13 protein-coding genes are annotated in these 17,092 nt (G+C 38.0%); 7 read left to right on the top strand and 6 right to left on the bottom strand.

Features of this window, described 5'->3' with window-relative positions; all coding sequences use genetic code 11:
* Positions 1–137 precede the first annotated feature (137 nt).
* Positions 138–2,537: a hypothetical protein gene (locus BMF77_RS04810; RefSeq protein ID WP_371735329.1), complete on the top strand. Its 2,400-nt coding sequence runs from the start codon at positions 138–140 to the stop codon at positions 2,535–2,537.
* 17 nt (positions 2,538–2,554) lie between these two features.
* On the opposite strand, the gene BMF77_RS04805 is transcribed toward BMF77_RS04810, so the two are convergent.
* Positions 2,555–2,737 carry a hypothetical protein gene (locus BMF77_RS04805; RefSeq protein WP_371735328.1) on the bottom strand — a complete coding sequence of 61 codons (183 nt, stop codon included), beginning with the start codon at positions 2,735–2,737 and terminating at the stop codon, positions 2,555–2,557.
* Between the two features lie 249 nt (positions 2,738–2,986).
* Between BMF77_RS04805 and thrC the strand changes: the two genes are divergently transcribed.
* Positions 2,987–4,081, top strand: a complete 1,095-nt coding sequence (gene thrC, locus BMF77_RS04800; RefSeq protein WP_015081148.1) for a threonine synthase — start codon at positions 2,987–2,989, stop codon at positions 4,079–4,081.
* On the opposite strand, the gene BMF77_RS04795 is transcribed toward thrC, so the two are convergent.
* Both BMF77_RS04795 and BMF77_RS04790 read right to left on the bottom strand, forming a co-directional pair.
* Entirely contained in the window at positions 4,047–5,573 is a 1,527-nt protein-coding gene (locus BMF77_RS04795) for a S8 family serine peptidase (RefSeq protein ID WP_148761074.1), read from the bottom strand. The two genes, thrC and BMF77_RS04795, sit on opposite strands and share 35 nt — an antisense overlap.
* Positions 5,574–6,165: 592 nt before the next feature.
* Entirely contained in the window at positions 6,166–8,604 is a 2,439-nt protein-coding gene (locus BMF77_RS04790; RefSeq protein WP_168204396.1) for a tetratricopeptide repeat protein, read from the bottom strand.
* A 562-nt stretch (positions 8,605–9,166) separates the two neighbouring features.
* Here BMF77_RS04790 and BMF77_RS04780 point away from each other — a divergent pair.
* The 5 genes from BMF77_RS04780 to BMF77_RS04760 all read left to right on the top strand — a co-directional run bounded on the left by BMF77_RS04780 (position 9,167) and on the right by BMF77_RS04760 (position 13,547).
* On the top strand, positions 9,167–10,123 hold the full coding sequence (locus BMF77_RS04780) for an RNA polymerase sigma factor (protein ID WP_148761070.1): 957 nt from the start codon (positions 9,167–9,169) through the stop codon (positions 10,121–10,123).
* Positions 10,120–11,211 (top strand): hypothetical protein, encoded by a 1,092-nt coding sequence (locus tag BMF77_RS04775; protein ID WP_148761069.1) that lies wholly within the window; start codon positions 10,120–10,122, stop codon positions 11,209–11,211. Before BMF77_RS04780 ends, BMF77_RS04775 begins: the two co-directional genes overlap by 4 nt.
* A 78-nt stretch (positions 11,212–11,289) precedes the next feature.
* A complete protein-coding gene (locus BMF77_RS04770) occupies positions 11,290–12,087 on the top strand; it encodes a hypothetical protein (RefSeq protein WP_148761066.1) in 798 nt (265 codons plus the stop codon).
* A gap of 150 nt (positions 12,088–12,237) precedes the next feature.
* Positions 12,238–12,801, top strand: a complete 564-nt coding sequence (locus BMF77_RS04765) for a hypothetical protein (RefSeq protein ID WP_148761064.1) — start codon at positions 12,238–12,240, stop codon at positions 12,799–12,801.
* Positions 12,759–13,547 (top strand): carboxypeptidase-like regulatory domain-containing protein, encoded by a 789-nt coding sequence (locus tag BMF77_RS04760; RefSeq protein ID WP_148761062.1) that lies wholly within the window; start codon positions 12,759–12,761, stop codon positions 13,545–13,547. Before BMF77_RS04765 ends, BMF77_RS04760 begins: the two co-directional genes overlap by 43 nt.
* A 262-nt stretch (positions 13,548–13,809) precedes the next feature.
* Here the strand turns inward: BMF77_RS04760 and nadB are convergent, their stop codons facing one another.
* The 3 genes from nadB to BMF77_RS04745 form a co-directional block, all read right to left on the bottom strand.
* Positions 13,810–15,516 (bottom strand): L-aspartate oxidase, encoded by a 1,707-nt coding sequence (nadB, locus tag BMF77_RS04755; protein ID WP_148761060.1) that lies wholly within the window; start codon positions 15,514–15,516, stop codon positions 13,810–13,812.
* Between the two features lie 122 nt (positions 15,517–15,638).
* Entirely contained in the window at positions 15,639–16,067 is a 429-nt protein-coding gene (gene psbU, locus BMF77_RS04750) for a photosystem II complex extrinsic protein PsbU (RefSeq protein WP_015081139.1), read from the bottom strand.
* A 306-nt stretch (positions 16,068–16,373) separates the two neighbouring features.
* Positions 16,374–17,054: a DUF3120 domain-containing protein gene (locus BMF77_RS04745; RefSeq protein WP_371735599.1), complete on the bottom strand. Its 681-nt coding sequence runs from the start codon at positions 17,052–17,054 to the stop codon at positions 16,374–16,376.
* Positions 17,055–17,092: the final 38 nt, after the last annotated feature.

Raw genomic sequence — 17,092 nt, 5'->3', positions numbered from 1 at the left:
AGCAAAAATATACCCATTCCCAATTATAAACAACAAACAAGATCCCCGACTTCTTGAAGAAGTCGGGGATCTGGGCGAAGTTTTAAGTTTTACCCCAGTACACTGGCAAAATTGCACCAAGTTTGTCAAAATCTATCATGGATGATTTTGAACAACATCAAATTACCAGCGCTAGTAATAGTCAGATGATCAATAAACCCCGCAAACGCAGACCAAAAGCTACTAAGCTGAATCAGCCTTCTCAAGCTGCAATCAAGAAGAATGTTAAAAAATTACCCAAACGTTCTCAACGGCGTAGTTGGCTATGGTCTACGTTGGCTATGGGTCTGTTGTTAGGCAGTGCTAGTGTAATTATTGGTGTTGGTTGGATTAGTGTGCTATTTATTTTAAATCCTGCCCAGATTAGCTGGGTGAATGATTTTTTACCAAAATGGGCAAAAATATCTACAGGTAAACGAGAACTACCGGAAACACTTACAGCCATTGAACTCGGTTTAACTCAAAAACAACGTCTATCTGGCGAAATCCTGCCTTTAGATGGTAAATCAGAGGAATCTTTTTTATTACCAATTTTCCAAAAACGCAAGAATTGTCAATCTCATTGTCAAGAATTGGTAGAATTGAGGATCTATAAACTTTCCCAGGATTTGGAATCTAAATTTCAGTCAGAAAAATACTACTATTTAATTACTAAATTACCTGTTACTGGATTATCGAGAAATTTTGTAGAGTCCTCTTCATTTGCGGCTATTTCTGAATCAGACAATCAAGAAACCAAGACAAATTTACCTTTAAATCAGGTGAAAGCTTTTGCAGATACTAATCTATTTCCAGGATTTTGGTTTTATTTGCAGGGTGAACACAAAAATAACGATGATAATATTACCTATGGTCAAGTTGTCTATTACAATCCTACTCTGAAAAGCTTACAACAAATGTTATCTTGGAAGACCCACAATGGGCAGTTACCTAAATGGCAACAGATAACGGGTAATGATTCAAAGGAGTTAATTATTGATCAAACGATAAATGTAGAACCAAATTTACAAGTTTATCAAGTTAAACCTAGTAAGTTAGTTGTTAATTCTATTTATTTAGAAGCAATTGATTTCCAAAAACCCGCAATTGATGAATTTGCTTTTCAACAATCTCTGTTATTAGCCAGAAATGGACTTTGGACTCCTGCTTTTACATGGTTGATATCTTTAGAAAAACAGCGTAAACAGCCTTTTTCAGCGGCAGCACGGGCGCAAATAGATGTAATTCGCTTACATTCGGAATTTACGAAAATGCAGGCTGATAAAAATTGGGCAAGTCCTCAGCAACAAGTTACAGCGGATATTATTGATGGTCGTTGGGAAAAGGCTTTACAGGTATTTGAAACTTCAGCTGATTATGGTCAAGAAATTGCTAATTTACTACAAACAGATAAAGGGAGAATCTGGAATCGGTCTGCTGTAGCGTTACGACTCAATCCTAATCGTCGCGCAGTTTTAGCTTGGGTAGCACTAATTTTTAAAGTCCAACGGGGGGAAGAAAGAGCTAATGCTTGGTTGCAAGCACAACCGAATATTAACCAGGAAACACTCAATTATATTCAAGATATTTTAACTAAACTTGATGATGATAAGATCAATGCCCATAAAAGTCGAATTATTGGCACTGTCAACCAAATTAGTCGTATTAATGAGCAGGATTGGTTGCCAATATCTCTGCAAACTGATTTGAAAATTACTAATAATCAAGTTTGGTATCAGGTGGAAGTTAGTGCATTTCATGATGGTACAAGCTGGTTAAGTTATCCATTTGCTAATTTTGACCAACTGAAACATCAACCTCGAAAATTTTGGCGAAAAATTCTGGGTATTAGTTATGACCCTAGTATGCAAATTATTGTCTGGAAACCCAATGGAGAACAAGAAGTTACTACGACTACGATTAAAGCTGTACAAGTGCAAGATCAGGGTTTACGGTTGTTAATGTCGGGTTCCGCGCTTTCTGAAAATAAGGTTACATCTCTTCAACCTCAACCTTTAGCCCTGACTGTGGATGCGTTGAAATGGGTAGAACCGTCTCCGGTATCTGTAAAGGAATTATATCAACAAAAACCCCAATTAGTAGAATTAATCTTGCCGACTATCTGGAGAAAACTACAACAGTCGGGTGATATAAATGCTGGTAATATTCCTGATTTTCAGAAAATGCGGGAAAAAATGGGTGATTGGCCAGTTCAATTGGCTGATTTAACTAATGATGCACAGCAGGAAATTGTCATAACTATTTCTGATCCCGCTATAGCATCTTTAAATCAGTCCGATGGTAATAACTCAAAACCAGTGGAAGATAAAAAACGTCCCCGGACTCTGATTTTGTCGGTGGATAGTAGAGTAATTTATAGTGATTTTGCCCATGCAAGCCAGCAAACGCTAATAGCGATCGCTCAACTTACTGATGACCAATCTCTAGCGTTACTGGTAGAAAATAAACAGGGCTATAGTCTGCAACGTTGGTCACAAACTAATCAGCAATTTGAATAGTCACCATTACAGGTAATTTATTCTTCGTCGCTGGGAGCTTCCACTTGTTCGCTTTTGAGACTTTGCAATTGCGCTAAAAGGGAATCTACCTCTGCTTGTAAGTCCATGAACTTCACTTGCTGATCGTCTCGATAGTAAGCCTTCGTTAACTTCTTGACTAAGTTAGCGTGGGATTCGCATTCGGAAACACTGGATGACATAGTAGACATAGTTGTTGGCATTAGAAACTTAACTCACACCATCTAAAAATAGTATAATATACTTATCTTAATCTTTGTTAAGATATTATATAGTTTTCATTATATACTCTAATCGGTTACAAATGTAGTGATAAAAGACTCCGATCATTGTGACTGTGTTCCGCAACTAACATATAGACTTGAAAAGTGGGATACTTATACCAAGAGCATTCCCAATCCCAAATCCTTAATTAAGAAGTTTTGAATCCTGTGACTTTGAGCCTGTCTGCTGCTAAATCTCATTGCCAACCCTGGCCAGGGCTGATAGAAGCCTATCGTCAATACTTGCCTGTCAGCGAAAAAACCCCGGTGGTGACTTTGTTGGAGGGTAACACACCTTTAATTCCCGTGCCAGCGATCGCTGAACGTATTGGCAGACAGGTGAAGGTGTATGTCAAATATGATGGACTTAACCCCACTGGTAGCTTCAAAGACCGGGGGATGACTATGGCAATTTCTAAAGCAGCAGAAGCAGGTGCTAAGGCTGTGATTTGTGCCAGCACTGGTAATACCTCCGCCGCTGCCGCTGCCTATGCTAGACGGGGGGGAATGAAACCCTTTGTGTTGATTCCTGATGGCTATGTGGCTTTAGGTAAATTAGCCCAAGCGTTACTTTATGGGGCTGAAGTCCTGGCTATTCAAGGAAATTTTGACCGCGCCCTGGAAATTGTCCGGGAAATGGCAGATCAATATCCCATCACTTTGGTAAATTCTGTCAACCCCTACCGGCTAGAAGGGCAAAAAACAGGAGCTTTTGAAGTTGTTGATGCCTTGGGTGATGCCCCCGATTGGTTATGTATTCCCGTGGGAAATGCGGGCAATATCACAGCATATTGGATGGGTTTTTGTCAATACCATCAAGATGGTAAATGCGATCGCTTGCCGAAAATGATGGGTTTCCAAGCCGCTGGGGCTGCACCCTTAGTAAATGGTCAACCAGTGGCACATCCTGAAACCATAGCCACAGCCATTAGAATTGGTAATCCCGCCAGTTGGGATAAAGCCATAGCCGCTCAAACAGCCAGCCAAGGCAGTTTTCGTTCTGTCACTGACGAAGAAATTCTCGACGCTTACCGACTATTAGCATCATCGGAAGGGATTTTCTGTGAACCTGCCAGCGCGGCTTCTGTCGCCGGTTTGTTACAGGTAAAAGACGAAGTTCCCACCGGGGCAACGGTAGTCTGTGTCCTCACTGGTAATGGTTTAAAAGACCCAGATACAGCCATTAAACACAGTCACGCCCAATTTAAACAGGGTATTCCGGCGGACATTAAGGCCGTTGCGAAAGCAATGGGATTTGATTAACACCCAAAACAACCGCCATTCCCAGAGGTGTTGCAGTTATGCTGACTTTTATGTCAGGATTCTCACCTGGGGTTTCGTCCGCATAGTAGTGTATGCCAGATTCAGTAAAGGTAAATGATAAATTCTGACTATAGTAGCTAGACTGCTGTGCGGGTGATGATTCCAGATTACCGAAACGCAACGTTAACTGATTTTCGTTCATAGAGACGACAACGGGAGGAAGGGAAATAGAGTTTGATGATTGAGATTGTAGGTTGAAAGGTAATTTTGAGCCTATATTGATCATATTAATCAAATCCAGCGGGAAAAAAGAGTCTAGAGGGGGGAATAAAGACGGCATTTTCAACCCCGGTTCTGAAGGTTTTGTTGGCTCTGAAGGATTAGTGCTATTTGCAGATGTGCTGGTAATAATTTGGCGGACTTGGCTTTCAGTTAGCTTAGGGTTAGCACTGAGCATGAGAGCGACAACACCAGCAATGTGAGGGGCTGCCATAGAAGTGCCATTGTAGTTGGCATATTGATTATTGGGTATTGTGGAGTAAATATTAACTCCTGGGGCAGTGACATAGGTGATTTCTTGAGAACCAGAACGGTTGGAAAAGTCCGCAAGCTTATTATTTTGATCCACTGCACCTACAGCAATTCCTGAATTATAGGCGTAGCGGGCGGGATAGGATGGCATTGAGTCACCATTATTACCGGCTGCCATAACAACGATGACGTTTTTGCTGCTGGCATATTCAATGGCTGACTTGAGAGTATTGTTAGAGGAATTACCTCCTAGACTGAGATTAATGACATTTGCACCATTATCAACTGCGTAATAAATGCCTTTGGCGATATTTGAGTAAGAACCTGAGCCGTTGGCATCTAGGACTTTGACTGGCATAATTTTGGAGTTATAGGCAATGCCGGTGACTCCAATGCCGTTATTTTCTCCGGCTATAGTTCCAGAAACATGAGTCCCATGACCATTGTTGTCTAGGACATTGTTATTGCTACTATCAAAATTCCAGCCTTGAGCATCGTCAATATAGCCGTTACTATCATCATCTATCCCATTACCAGCTATTTCTTTGTTATTACTCCAAATATTATTTTTTAAGTCTTGATGGTTGTAGTCTACGCCAGTATCTAGTACGGCAACAATAGTTCCTTGTCCTGTATATCCATTATTCCAGACTGTGGGAGCTTTGATCAGATCCGCTCCCCAATTATTCCCACCCACATTAGGAACGTCTGCATAGGGACTAACACCTGCGGCTTTACTCACTGCTAATCCAGCATTCACCAAGCCATAGCCATTTTTTGAGTTATAACTACTATTAGTAGCAACAGATGCGGTTGCTGCTAAATTATCTTGGGAAGAAGAACTATGACTACCCCAAATTATCTTATTATCAGTGGGATCTTGAAAGGCATTGGTTTGGGAAATGGCAGTATAATTGATTTTTTTTTGAGATGAAAAGTCCGCAGAAACATCAAGTGACATAAGTATTTAAGCCCCAAAAATGGTTATATTTTCTCTGACAAAGTAATTTTGTCAATATTGGCAAATTCAATAATTTGAAATTATCAGTTATTCCGCTTTGTTAATTATTACTATGAGTTGGTAATGCAAAAAGATATTTTAATTACGAATAAATTAATATTTAATGAATGATGCTAACAACAAAAATAAATTAATATTTGATGACATAACCAGTAAAAATATGATTTCATGACAAAATCAGGATTCTTTTGTATTCCTGATAGCGATATACAGCACTTTCCAGTGTTATGAGGTACATATCCAGCGGGCAAGATGCCCGCACTACAAGAAATTTTTGGGGATTTTATTTCTTGGAAGTCTCTTAGAGGGTGTTTGAAAAGTTATGGTTGATGTATCAAATATTTTTTACCCCACCCTAACCCTCCCCTTGTAAAGGGGAGGGAACTGGATTTTTATTGTTTCCCCCCTTTACAAGGGGAAAGGGGGGTAGCAATGTGATGAAAATTACGGAATACCACTTTTCAAACATCCTCTTACACATTTTGGTTTTTCTCAGGCTCAGGGTGGTCTGGTCAGTACGGCTTGATTTCTCTTACAAGCCCAGTCCCTTTAGGGCTGGGTTACTGACTTTCTCTCTATGAACTTTCTCAACTTGCCGGGGAGCTGCCGCTACTGTAAATAATATTATGGCTTCATCAAAATTGATCTGACTATTTTTAAAGTCACCCATTTTCTGATATGTTAAACCTAGTTGAAAGTAAGCTTCTGCTAAATCACATCTGTTACCACTGATTTTATGGAATATTTCTATTGATTGTGAATGTTTAAAAAGTGCTTCTTCAAAATTATCTTGGATTCGATACAGTTCTGCTAAACCAGTTAAAACTTTAGCTACAAGCGGATTATAGTGAGAATTATAGTTAAGTTCTTGAGCAGATTCTATCCATCCATAGGAACTTTCTGCTTGAGAAAATTCTATCGCTGCATTATATATTTTCAAAGATTTTTTAATGTTTCCTAAATTTTTGTAAATTAGACCTAACTTTAATAAAGCATATATTTTACGCCATCTGCGAAAATTCACTTCAGTTTCCAAGCCTGCATTAATTAGTAAAGTTTCTAAATTAAGTATAATATAATATACTATTTCCGCAAAAATTCCTGTGAAAAGCGAATAATATACTTTTTTAACCAAAGATTGAGGAAGAATGTATTTTTCTTCTGTATTAAAGTACGAGTATAACAAAGCTAAATGTAGCCAGACGGTTACTTGATATTTTTCTATTTTTAACTTTAAATTTTTATCTCCTTTCTGGATTATATTTTCTATCCATGATTTGGTCGGTTCTAAAATATTTATGGCTGCTTCCAGTTCCCAGATGTCTATATAGTAAAAAGATAAATGGATTTGATTTTTGACTATCAATAATATAATCTCATCATAACTTATGTCTATTTGATGATTTTCAAAATTATTTAAAATACAATTTGCCATTGCTAGTGATTGATTCAAATAATTAATCGCTATATTCATATTTCCTGACCCTAAATTTATTATGCCTTTAATACTATAAATACTTGCTAGTAGATATTCAGATTTTATCTTTTCTTTCAGGAAATTCAGTATAGATATTACTTGTGTTAATGCTCCCATTCGATAGTAAGAAAAAGCCAGCATTTCATCAAATGACCAGCAACCATTTCTTCGTTGAATAATTATATATCCAGCTTGTTGAAAGTCATGAATACATTCATAATGATAATAAGCTTCAAAAGCTTTCTTCGCATCCTCCATGGTGCGAATACTTTTCACACTACCTCTCCAAAATTCGGCTGCTTTTCGGTTAACTTCCTCCCATTCTTGACTTGATTTTAACCTTTTTATGCTCTCTTCTTTAATCACTGTATGCAGCCAATACTTGCCCTTGGCAAATTCAAACAAACGCAAATTTTTTAAAGATCTAATTATATAGATACACTTTTGCTGGTCAGGAATATCCCACAGCAAAGCTAGTAAGGCATCTTCAGTCACTTGTGGTATATCCTGATAGCGATAACATCCTAACCGACACAGTAACTTATAAGCATTTGGATTTAAACTTTGCAATCGGTTAAATTGATTGACAACTAAATTTTTTAATCCTTTTTCCACCAAAGTACAATTTTCTTGCCAATAAGCAGTTGCATCCCCTTCATAATCTGTTTCTATTGACCCAAGCAAGATATTCATAGCTTTAGCATTACCCCCATATTTTATGTGCATTTCTTCTAGTAAAGAAATATCAATCTTAACTTCGTGAAATGCCAAAAATTCTTGCCACGCTGATACACCTAATTCACTTAAATAATAATGATAAATTATATCAATACGGTCATCAAATAAACGTTCTCTACTAGTAATTATCGTAAATGACTGCACAGTTGCATCAGCTAAAACCCTGAATAATTCTAGATAACGACTATGATTTTGAATGAACCTACCATGTTTATCTAGTGCAGGTTCTAAGCTATCAATTAATATCCCGACTTGGCGATTTTGCAAGTGTTTTTTTAATCTTGCGAGTGTAATACCAAATTCCCTGCCTGGTTCTTCTTCAAAGTATTGTTTCAGCCATTCTTCAACTACGCTTTCAACGCTAGTGATATTATCTGGTTCTTTAGCTATTTCTAGGGATAAAACTAAATCAAACCCTTGATTATCTAAGTATTGCCTAGCTAAAGTTGTTTTACCTAGTCCTCCTGGTGCCTGAATAACAATCATTTTTTGATGTTGATTGATTAGAGTATTAAGTCTTGCTAAGTCATTGTCTCTCCCAAAAAAATTAGAATGTTTGTTCTCAACAGGAAAAAACTCTTGATGGCAACTCTTCGCACTACTTATATCTTTTAAAGCTAGAATAACATCTACGTTGTGCTTGTATGGGATGTTTAATGTCTTAAATAGTAATTTAATTGCATACTCTTCAACATTCTGCTTTGTTAAAATTCTACGAACCGTATTACTACTTATACTTTCACCAGAGTTTTGCATCTGTTTCTGTATCCACGTAATTCTATTCCGTGGGTTCACGTGGTTTTCACTAAGAGTATTAATTATTTTTTCCTCACCCAACTCGGTTAATAAGTATGTCTGGCGATTTCTGGGGATTTTCATAATTCCTGGAGTTTAGAGGATGTTTGAAAAGTTTTTAATGTATAAACTGACCCCTCTCCAAACCTCTCCCCTGCAAGGGGAGAGGCTTTAAAACCCCCATTCCCTTGTAGGGAAGGGGGGTAGGGGGGTTAGGTTTTTGGAGATTATGGGTTTCATATAATACTTTTCAAACAACCTCTTAGACTAAATCGGTAATTCAACTGAAAAAAATCATGAATTTAAGAAAGTTAAAGACTATTATACTAAGTTTATTTTTTCTTTATAAATAGCTACAACCAAATTATCAAGCGATTTCCAGAATTATTATTAATGAACTTTACTTAACTTGCTTAAATATACACATACCATGCAGAAATAGTGAGTTAATAGCAATTAGATTACTGGTTATCAACAAGTAACTCCCGGTTTGCTCATTTTATAGGTATCAGATGGTGTTTATATGTCTTCTCACGATTTCTATTTGTTCTCCAATGAGACCTTTTGGATACTTTGGCAGGAGCATCAAAACTACTTATATCGTTGCTGTGTCAAGTGGATGGGTAGCTTTGCTGATGCAGAAGATGCTCTCAGTCAAGCGATGTTCAAAGCCCATGAGAAAATCCGTAATTTTAGCGGTAATATTAAAAGCTTTAAGGCATGGTTAACCCAACTAACCCATAATGTCTGTATGGATATACACAGAAAAGATGATCAGCGAGCAAAACAAGTTGAGAGTTGGGAATTTAACGAGGAATTAGTTAGTCACGAAGAAACACCGATTCTTTTGACTACCCAAGAAGAACTAGAAAATTTTTTTGAGGTTGTGATAGATGAGTTACCTTCTCGACTGCGAGAAACGTTTATTCTGCACTTTAAAGAACAACTTTCGTACCAAGAAATTGGGGAAAAACTAAATATTTCCTATGATAATGTCCGCAAGCGAATTTCCCAAGCACGGGCAATTTTAAAACAGCGATATCATCAAGATTTTCTGGGAGAAGAGAATAGATACTCGACAGATTTACAATCGTTTAGATCTCAGGTTGCTTCCCAGTCTAGAACTAGGAAGAAATCGGAGAATATGATCAAAAGAAAAGTTGATATTGATGATACTTCTGTTTTATCTGTTCAGTTAGAAATAGTGCCAATAGTGGAGCAGGAAAAATCAGAACCGCCGGTTACTGTTTCTCCACTTATGGTGGTGGATGTTCAATCTAATTTGAATAGAGAGGTTGAAGAGATTGAGAAAAAATCTGCTGTCAATGAAGAATATCTACTTAGAAAAGTTGGAGATTTTTGGCAGTGGGGTAATCTTCAGAAAATTGTGCAGTTAAATCATAAACTTAACTGGGGGCAAAGTCTAATTAATGAAAAAATAAAAGATATCCTCCTGGTATTTAATCGGTATTTAATATGATAAATCTTCGTCATCTTGCCTTAGAGGGTGCTATTGCTATTCTTAGTAATATTGTATTATTGGCTAAATCTGAAGCCCAAGCAACTGAGGATGTTAACTTTAACGGTAATATTCCCGCAGCTATTGCTATTAAAGTTGGTTCACCTGCTAATCCTACCCCATCCACAAGTTTTAGCCCTAACTCGACATCAAGTGAAGCCCAGTTAACAGGTACAGCGGATGTGATTTTGTTTTGTACTACTACTGCTTTTATCAGTGTGTCTGTCCCCCAACGGATATCTGTACCTTCAGGCTTTGATGATACTTTTCGGAAAGCTCGTCTTCGTTCAGGAAACAGAATGACATCTGCTGATATTGCTATTTCTCCACTGGTAATTGAAACCGCAGCTAAACAGGGACAAGCACAGGGAACAATTACGGTGAAAAATGGAGATGCTAAAAGCTTCCGCGCCCGTGTTTATACTCAAACTTTTACCTATGATTTACAAACTGGATTTAAACTTTTAGATGCTAGTCCTTTGGATTTAACTCCCTATTTGCAATTTTCCCCACGAGAACTGCAAGTTCCTGGTACAGATAATCGTCGTATCCGGTTTATTGTGCGTTTTCCTCCTAGTTTACCCGATGGTGAATATCGAGCGATGTTATTCACAGAAAATTTAGAAGCGACTTTTCAGGAAGAATCAGGTACAAATAATGGGGTGATTTTGAAAACAGCAATTGTTCCCAGAATAGGAGTAGCTGTTTATGTTCGCAAGGGCAATATTTCTCCCAATTTGACTGCGGTTAATGCTAAATTTACTCCTAAATCGCAGCAACTTCAATTATTGGTTAAAAATACCGGGAAAGCTAGTGCAATTCTTCAGGGAAAATGGACGATTAACAAGGGAGATAAACAAATTTATAGTGGTAGAGGAATGGATACAACGGTCATTGCTGAAGGGGAACGTTATCTCGCTGTTGATTATTCTAGTCCTGGTAAGAAAATTCAATTAGAACCGGGAGAATATCAACTTTCTGGTAATTTAGAATGGGGTGTAAACCAGACCAATAAAATTCCATTTAGTGTCAAATTTATTGTTCCCTAAAAATTCATTGATTAAGACGATTTTCATTGGCAAATATACGATAAAAACCGTCTTTTTTGGATTTGACGTAGTTTAACAGTGTTTTTCAAGATTAATAATTATCTAAAAATACTTTGCTTTTTTAATTTAGTTAGTTGTAGTTTTATTCGTAAAAATAATTTAATTTTAGCAGCAGAATTACCTAATCAAATTTCTTTGAATGAAGAAAATAGCCAAAAGCAAATACTCATAAAAACTCCCCTGGAAAATATTTCCCAACCCAAATATTTTGGAGATGAAAATTTTGGAGATGAAAAATTACCAATATTTTTAACTCAAACAACTTCAACACTGCCAAAAGATGATCCTGTAACAACATTTATTATTGGCTTAAATGCCGGCAAACGCAATATTAGAGATGGGGTTTCGGTGCGGGGTGAAGTTAAGGACAAAGACGCGATTAATTTTGAAAATTGGTTAATTCCTTATGATGATGTTCTGCAAACATTAAAGTTTACTTCTAAAAGTATATCAGATCATGAGGTTGAGTTGCGATCGCCTTTTAAAGTTATTCATTTTGATACTAATAAACTGCATAATGATCCAGAATTAGGATTAGTCCTTTCCACCAAAGAAATTAAAGATATTTTCGGCATTGAATCTAAATTTGATTGGCGGGAATATGCTATTGTTTTTGATATTCCTGACATCAAATCTGAGGACAGTAATAATATTGAAAAAAAGCCTGTTATCATCACAGGATTACCAAAAATTTCTCCTCCCGATATCACATTGAGTATGGTGGAACAAAAGACTAATTTAACTGGTACAACCACTTCAGATTTAAAGAATCAGGGTACTTTATCAGCGGTGGGAACAATCCTTGATAGTAAGTAAGTCGGCCCAATAAAATCGATATATGTTTAGTTTTGTAAAAACCGTGAAACACCCTATTTATAAGGTATTCGTTAATTTATATTTCGTTACATAGATTGATTTTTTAACGCCGACCTACTTAGTTGGTTTCTGCGGCTAAATCAAGGTGATATGACAGATAGTAAAACTTGGCAATTATCAGATTTACAAATTCTGAAACAAACAGATTCTAGTGATTATTATTTAGGTTCACAAGCAACTTTCTGGCCAAGTTCAAGTGGGGGAGATTTTTGGGGATTTACTACTATTAAACGTTATGGTTTTTCTCCCTTTCCTAGCTATGGTAGTGGTAGTGGTAGTGCCAATATTGGTCAAAGATTACAACCAGAGCGTATTTATGGAACTGTAACAGGTCGCGCTCCTCCAGGAACTTTAGCACGTCTTGTTAAAGGTTTATATAAACCTACTCCGATAGCTGAACAGTTAGTTGATATTTCAGGAAATTACCGTTTTGATAATGTTCCTGTGGGTAGACAAATAGGCACAAATTATCAAGTTTTATTATATGCCGATGGAGTTTTAACTGCTAAACCACGAGTTGAAGATGCCCGGTTTAATTTATTACCTGAACAACTGTCTAGGGGAACATCAGCTTTAATTGTTTCTGGGGGAGGGAAACGACATTTTCTCCTATGCAAACTAAATACGGTGAAAATCTTTGGCAAGGTGAATTAGGTTATAGAATGGGTTCTTTAGGAACAGGACTTTATGGAACGCTGGGAACAACTATTTTACCAGGTATTTTGTTACAGGCACGTTATGAAGGAGTTTCTCTAAATTCTGATCAAAGTAGTTTGAGTATTCAACTGGTTTCTAGTTTGGGTTTTCAAGGGGGGATAACTCCGGGTGATAGACAAATCGAACGTTTTCGCACTCAAGGAGGTTTATTAATTAAACCTTTCTTAGATCGTAATAGCAATGGAAAACGAGATCATAATGAAGAAATATATCATGATAATTCTGATTTTCTCATGATCAATAATGAGCCTGTAACATCTTCGCAACTTGATATTCACAAAGATAATTTAATTGTCCGTCTTCCCCCCGGAACTTATCGTGTAGACTTAGATCCTGCTGGTTTTCCTCCTGACTTTCAACCTGCAATTAGTACCTTTGCTGTGCAAGTGGTTGAGGGAAGTTATACACCTATTTTTATTCCCTTGCAACCTGCCTACACTCTAGCTGGAACTTTGACAGACTCCAAAGGAAACCCTATTGCTGGTGCTAAAGTTGAAGCTATTGATAATAGTTCCAAATCATTAGTTATATCTATTACGAATAATGCAGGTGTTTTCTATTTGGAACAGTTGCGACAGGGAACTTATCAGTTAAAAGTTAATACCAAATCTGTCGAACCTAATACAATTACAATTAAAGCAGACCCTAATATTTTGCAAGAGTTAAATTTAAAATTACCTTAGATTAGTAGGTTGGGTTGAATGAAGTGAAACCCAACATTAGCAGCAGGATAGTAAAAGGTGTTGGGTTATGGCTTTGTCACACTTCGTGAACGTTTCTCAACCCAACCTACAATAAATTTTGTTTTAAGTAGAACGGCTTGAATAATTCAAAGTTTGTAGTGAGGAATTTATTCCTCATTTGAGGGCTGAAGCCCTTACTACGAAATCATCTCCAGATTTCTTACATTACTTAATCTACTTTGATTTATTTTCGTCTACTTACTTACATAAAGGGAAGAGTAGAACCACCGGAGATAATATTACCCATTACCCATTCCTGATTTTGGACAAGAGTATGCACTTGCCAATTAGGATCAGTTTGAGGGTAATCTAAACGGTAATGTCCACCTCGGCTTTCAGTTCTAAAAACAGCACTTTTAAGAATTAATTCCGCCACATCTAATAAATTACGAGTTTCTGCCCAAAGCCGTAATTCCTTTTCAATTTGTGGCTGTTGAAAATTAACTGATTGTGTTGGTTTTAAACTCAATAATAATTGACTTAAAGGTAAAGCAGCAAAGTCTTCTTGCCAAGATGCAACTTGAGAAATAGCATTTTCTAAACTTGATTTTTCTCGACAAATACCTGCACTTTGCCAAACTACACGGGGTAAATTTTGGCGAATTTCTTTTAGTTGTCTTTGTTGATTTTCCCACTCGATTAGAGATGGGTTAACTGCCAAACTTTCAGTTTCAATAATATTAGCAGATTCCTGTTTTCCCAGTTGCAATTTTTCATAGTCAACATTAGCCATTTGCGCCCCAAAGACAATACATTCCAACAACGAATTACTGGCTAAACGATTAGCACCATGTACTCCCGTACTGGCAGTTTCTCCAATGGCGTATAAACCGGGAATATTCGTGGCATTCATGACATCTGTGAGAATACCACCCATCCAATAATGGGCAGCAGGTGACACAGGAATGGGTTGAGTAAAGACATCAATGCCCCAATGTTGACAAACATTAATGATATTCGGGAAACGATGGCGAATTTTGTCAGCGGGAATGGGGCGCATATCTAACCAGACATTCGCTGTAGCCATATCAGCAGCCGTTTTTTGTAAATGACTGAAAATAGCTCGACTGACCACATCACGGGGTGCTAGTTCCCCTGCTGGGTGGTAATCAAAGGCAAAACGTCGCCCGGTGTCATCCACCAAATGCGCCCCTTCTCCACGCACAGCTTCACTAATCAGGAAACGTCCTGGTTTACTTAGGGCTGTGGGATGAAACTGGACAAATTCTAAATCCCGGAGAATTGCCCCTGCCCGCCAAGCAATGGCTACACCATCACCTGTACTTACCTCTGGGTTAGTAGTTTGGGCAAATACTTGACCACCGCCACCTGTAGCTAAAATGACAGCCCTGGCTCTAATCCAGGTAATTTTACCTTGATAAAATAGGCTAGTTCCCAAACATTGACCGGTTTGGGGTTCTATCCATAAACTCAGAGCCAAAGCTTGCTGAATGACTTGAATATTTTGACGACGCAGGACTTGATCTGTAAGGGTGGTGGTAACTTCCCTGCCGGTGGTATCGGCGGCATGAAGCACGCGAGGACGAGAATGGGCTGCTTCGAGGGTTAAAGCTAAGTTACTGTCATGACGATCAAACGCTACGCCTAAGTTAACCAGGGATTGAATACAACTGGGGGCTTGTTCGGCGAGGAATTTGACAGCGGCGATGTCGCATAAACCAGCACCTGCTTTTAATGTGTCTTCAATATGCAGTTGTGGCGAATCTTCTGGGGCTACGGCTGCGGCTATGCCACCTTGCGCCCAATCACTGGCGGATAGGGAAACTGTTTCTTTAGTAATTAAGCCGACTCGTAAAGATGCGGGTAGACATAGGGCTGTATATAGTCCTGCTGCACCGGCACCGACTACTAAAACATCAAATTGGTTAGGAATATTTATATCAGGCAAGGGATAACTATGATTTTTGTGATTTGGATGATTTTTGGGATTTACAGCCCAAAATTTAAGATCTCAACTTAGGGTATGGGTAATTGGGAATATGTTTTCAATTCCCAATTCCCAGTCCTTAGTTATCTGTAGATACCGTTATTAATACGGTCGTCCCCTTCATTGAAGTTAGGCTCTAATTCTGTAACTGTAAAATTTGCTAAGTTAGCTTGCAAACGTTCTTTTTGTCTATCGGTCAATCCTGGCAGATTTAATACATCTTCTACTTTTTCGTAGGGAGCATTAGCGACAATCTTCTTAGCCAGGGTGGGATACAGTCCAGGAAAATCTTGGAAAGCCCGCATATTGGTATTGTTCAAATCAATTTTCTTGCCAAACTCTGTTGCCAACTTCTGATCTGCTTTGTTTTGGCGGGCAATTGCTAAAACGGGGACTTGATTTCCCACAAAGCTATTGAAGCCAGTAGCTTGGGCTGTTTGGGTAGTTCCCAACATTCCCCAACAACCTAGCAACAATGTAAATACACTGAATAAACGCACCAATGCTTTCACGATTTTTACCTCTTTTTTTCAAGGAATAATAAAATTTTGCAGCCAAAAGCTATGAACTTTAGGGCATAAGCCGGAAGTTTAAGGGTGTTAGAGTAGTTTATTTTCTAACTTGATCCTGGTTTCTTCATGGTTTAGCTTCATGGTTTCAGCTTGAGAGTTTGCACAACAGTCATCAAAAACTAATATACAGCGGATCAATATCCATAATATTTACGACTATTTGGTTTGATTTGACTTTTGCCAAAAATCTGACCTGATAGCACCTTTGCGCCCATTTTTCGGTGTTTACCTAAATTCATGGGAATTTCACGCCAGAACTGCTGCTAATAAGAAGAGACTGTCTACTAAGATTGTACTCAAAACTGCGCCTCCAAAGGCATACCAATGACATTGTTTATTGAGTAAAGAAGCTGTTCCTACAGTCATCAGAATGAGAGCAAGAATGATTGCCCAGGCTTGTCCCCAGGGTGTTTGGACTTGTGTTAGGGCATTCTGTAAGATTTGTGAAGCACCAGAGGGATCTGTTCTCATAATTTGTCGCCAATAAGGCATCAAATCCACTAAATAAAAATAAATATCGGTTAAAACCGTTCCTAGTAAAGAACCGAGGTAAAACCAATTGCCGACTTTACCCCAATTTTTCGCTAAACACCACACAGCAAAGGGTAATCCTAGTGCTTCTATAGGTATATGCCAGATTGGTTCATATCTTAACCAACCCCAATAAATTGCGCCTGTTAACCAAGTCCAGCTAAATCCAAAAAGTAAATCTCCCCACAGATAGGTTTGGGGACGTGACATTAATCTAATACTGATCCACACCCAAAAGCCTGTCATTAATACGCTAAGAGTGGGAAATGAGCGCACTAATGGTGCTTCCATGAACACTGGTATTGATACTAAAAATACTGATGCTAAAAATATTAACCAACTTTGTCGGGAAGAGATAAAGTTTGGTAAGGAAGGATTTTTAAGGCTGTCATCAATATCTAACGTCGGGTTAGTAGCTGGATAGGAAGGAAATG

The organism is Dolichospermum sp. UHCC 0315A (assembly GCF_008121535.1).
GTDB lineage: Bacteria > Cyanobacteriota > Cyanobacteriia > Cyanobacteriales > Nostocaceae > Dolichospermum > Dolichospermum lemmermannii.
Note: the sequence above shows the minus strand (reverse complement) of the source record. Positions and strands in the feature narration are given on the sequence as shown.

What these genes read in the sequence shown, in the direction of transcription:
- BMF77_RS04810 (WP_371735329.1), top strand. Translation starts at nt 138, where the DNA reads ATGGATGATTTTGAACAACATCAAATTACCAGCGCTAGTAATAGTCAG.
- BMF77_RS04805 (WP_371735328.1), bottom strand. Translation starts at nt 2,737, where the DNA reads ATGTCATCCAGTGTTTCCGAATGCGAATCCCACGCTAACTTAGTCAAG.
- BMF77_RS04795 (WP_148761074.1), bottom strand. Translation starts at nt 5,573, where the DNA reads ATGTCACTTGATGTTTCTGCGGACTTTTCATCTCAAAAAAAAATCAAT.
- BMF77_RS04790 (WP_168204396.1), bottom strand. Translation starts at nt 8,604, where the DNA reads ATGCAAAACTCTGGTGAAAGTATAAGTAGTAATACGGTTCGTAGAATT.
- BMF77_RS04780 (WP_148761070.1), top strand. Translation starts at nt 9,167, where the DNA reads ATGTCTTCTCACGATTTCTATTTGTTCTCCAATGAGACCTTTTGGATA.
- BMF77_RS04775 (WP_148761069.1), top strand. Translation starts at nt 10,120, where the DNA reads ATGATAAATCTTCGTCATCTTGCCTTAGAGGGTGCTATTGCTATTCTT.
- BMF77_RS04765 (WP_148761064.1), top strand. Translation starts at nt 12,238, where the DNA reads ATGACAGATAGTAAAACTTGGCAATTATCAGATTTACAAATTCTGAAA.
- BMF77_RS04760 (WP_148761062.1), top strand. Translation starts at nt 12,759, where the DNA reads ATGCAAACTAAATACGGTGAAAATCTTTGGCAAGGTGAATTAGGTTAT.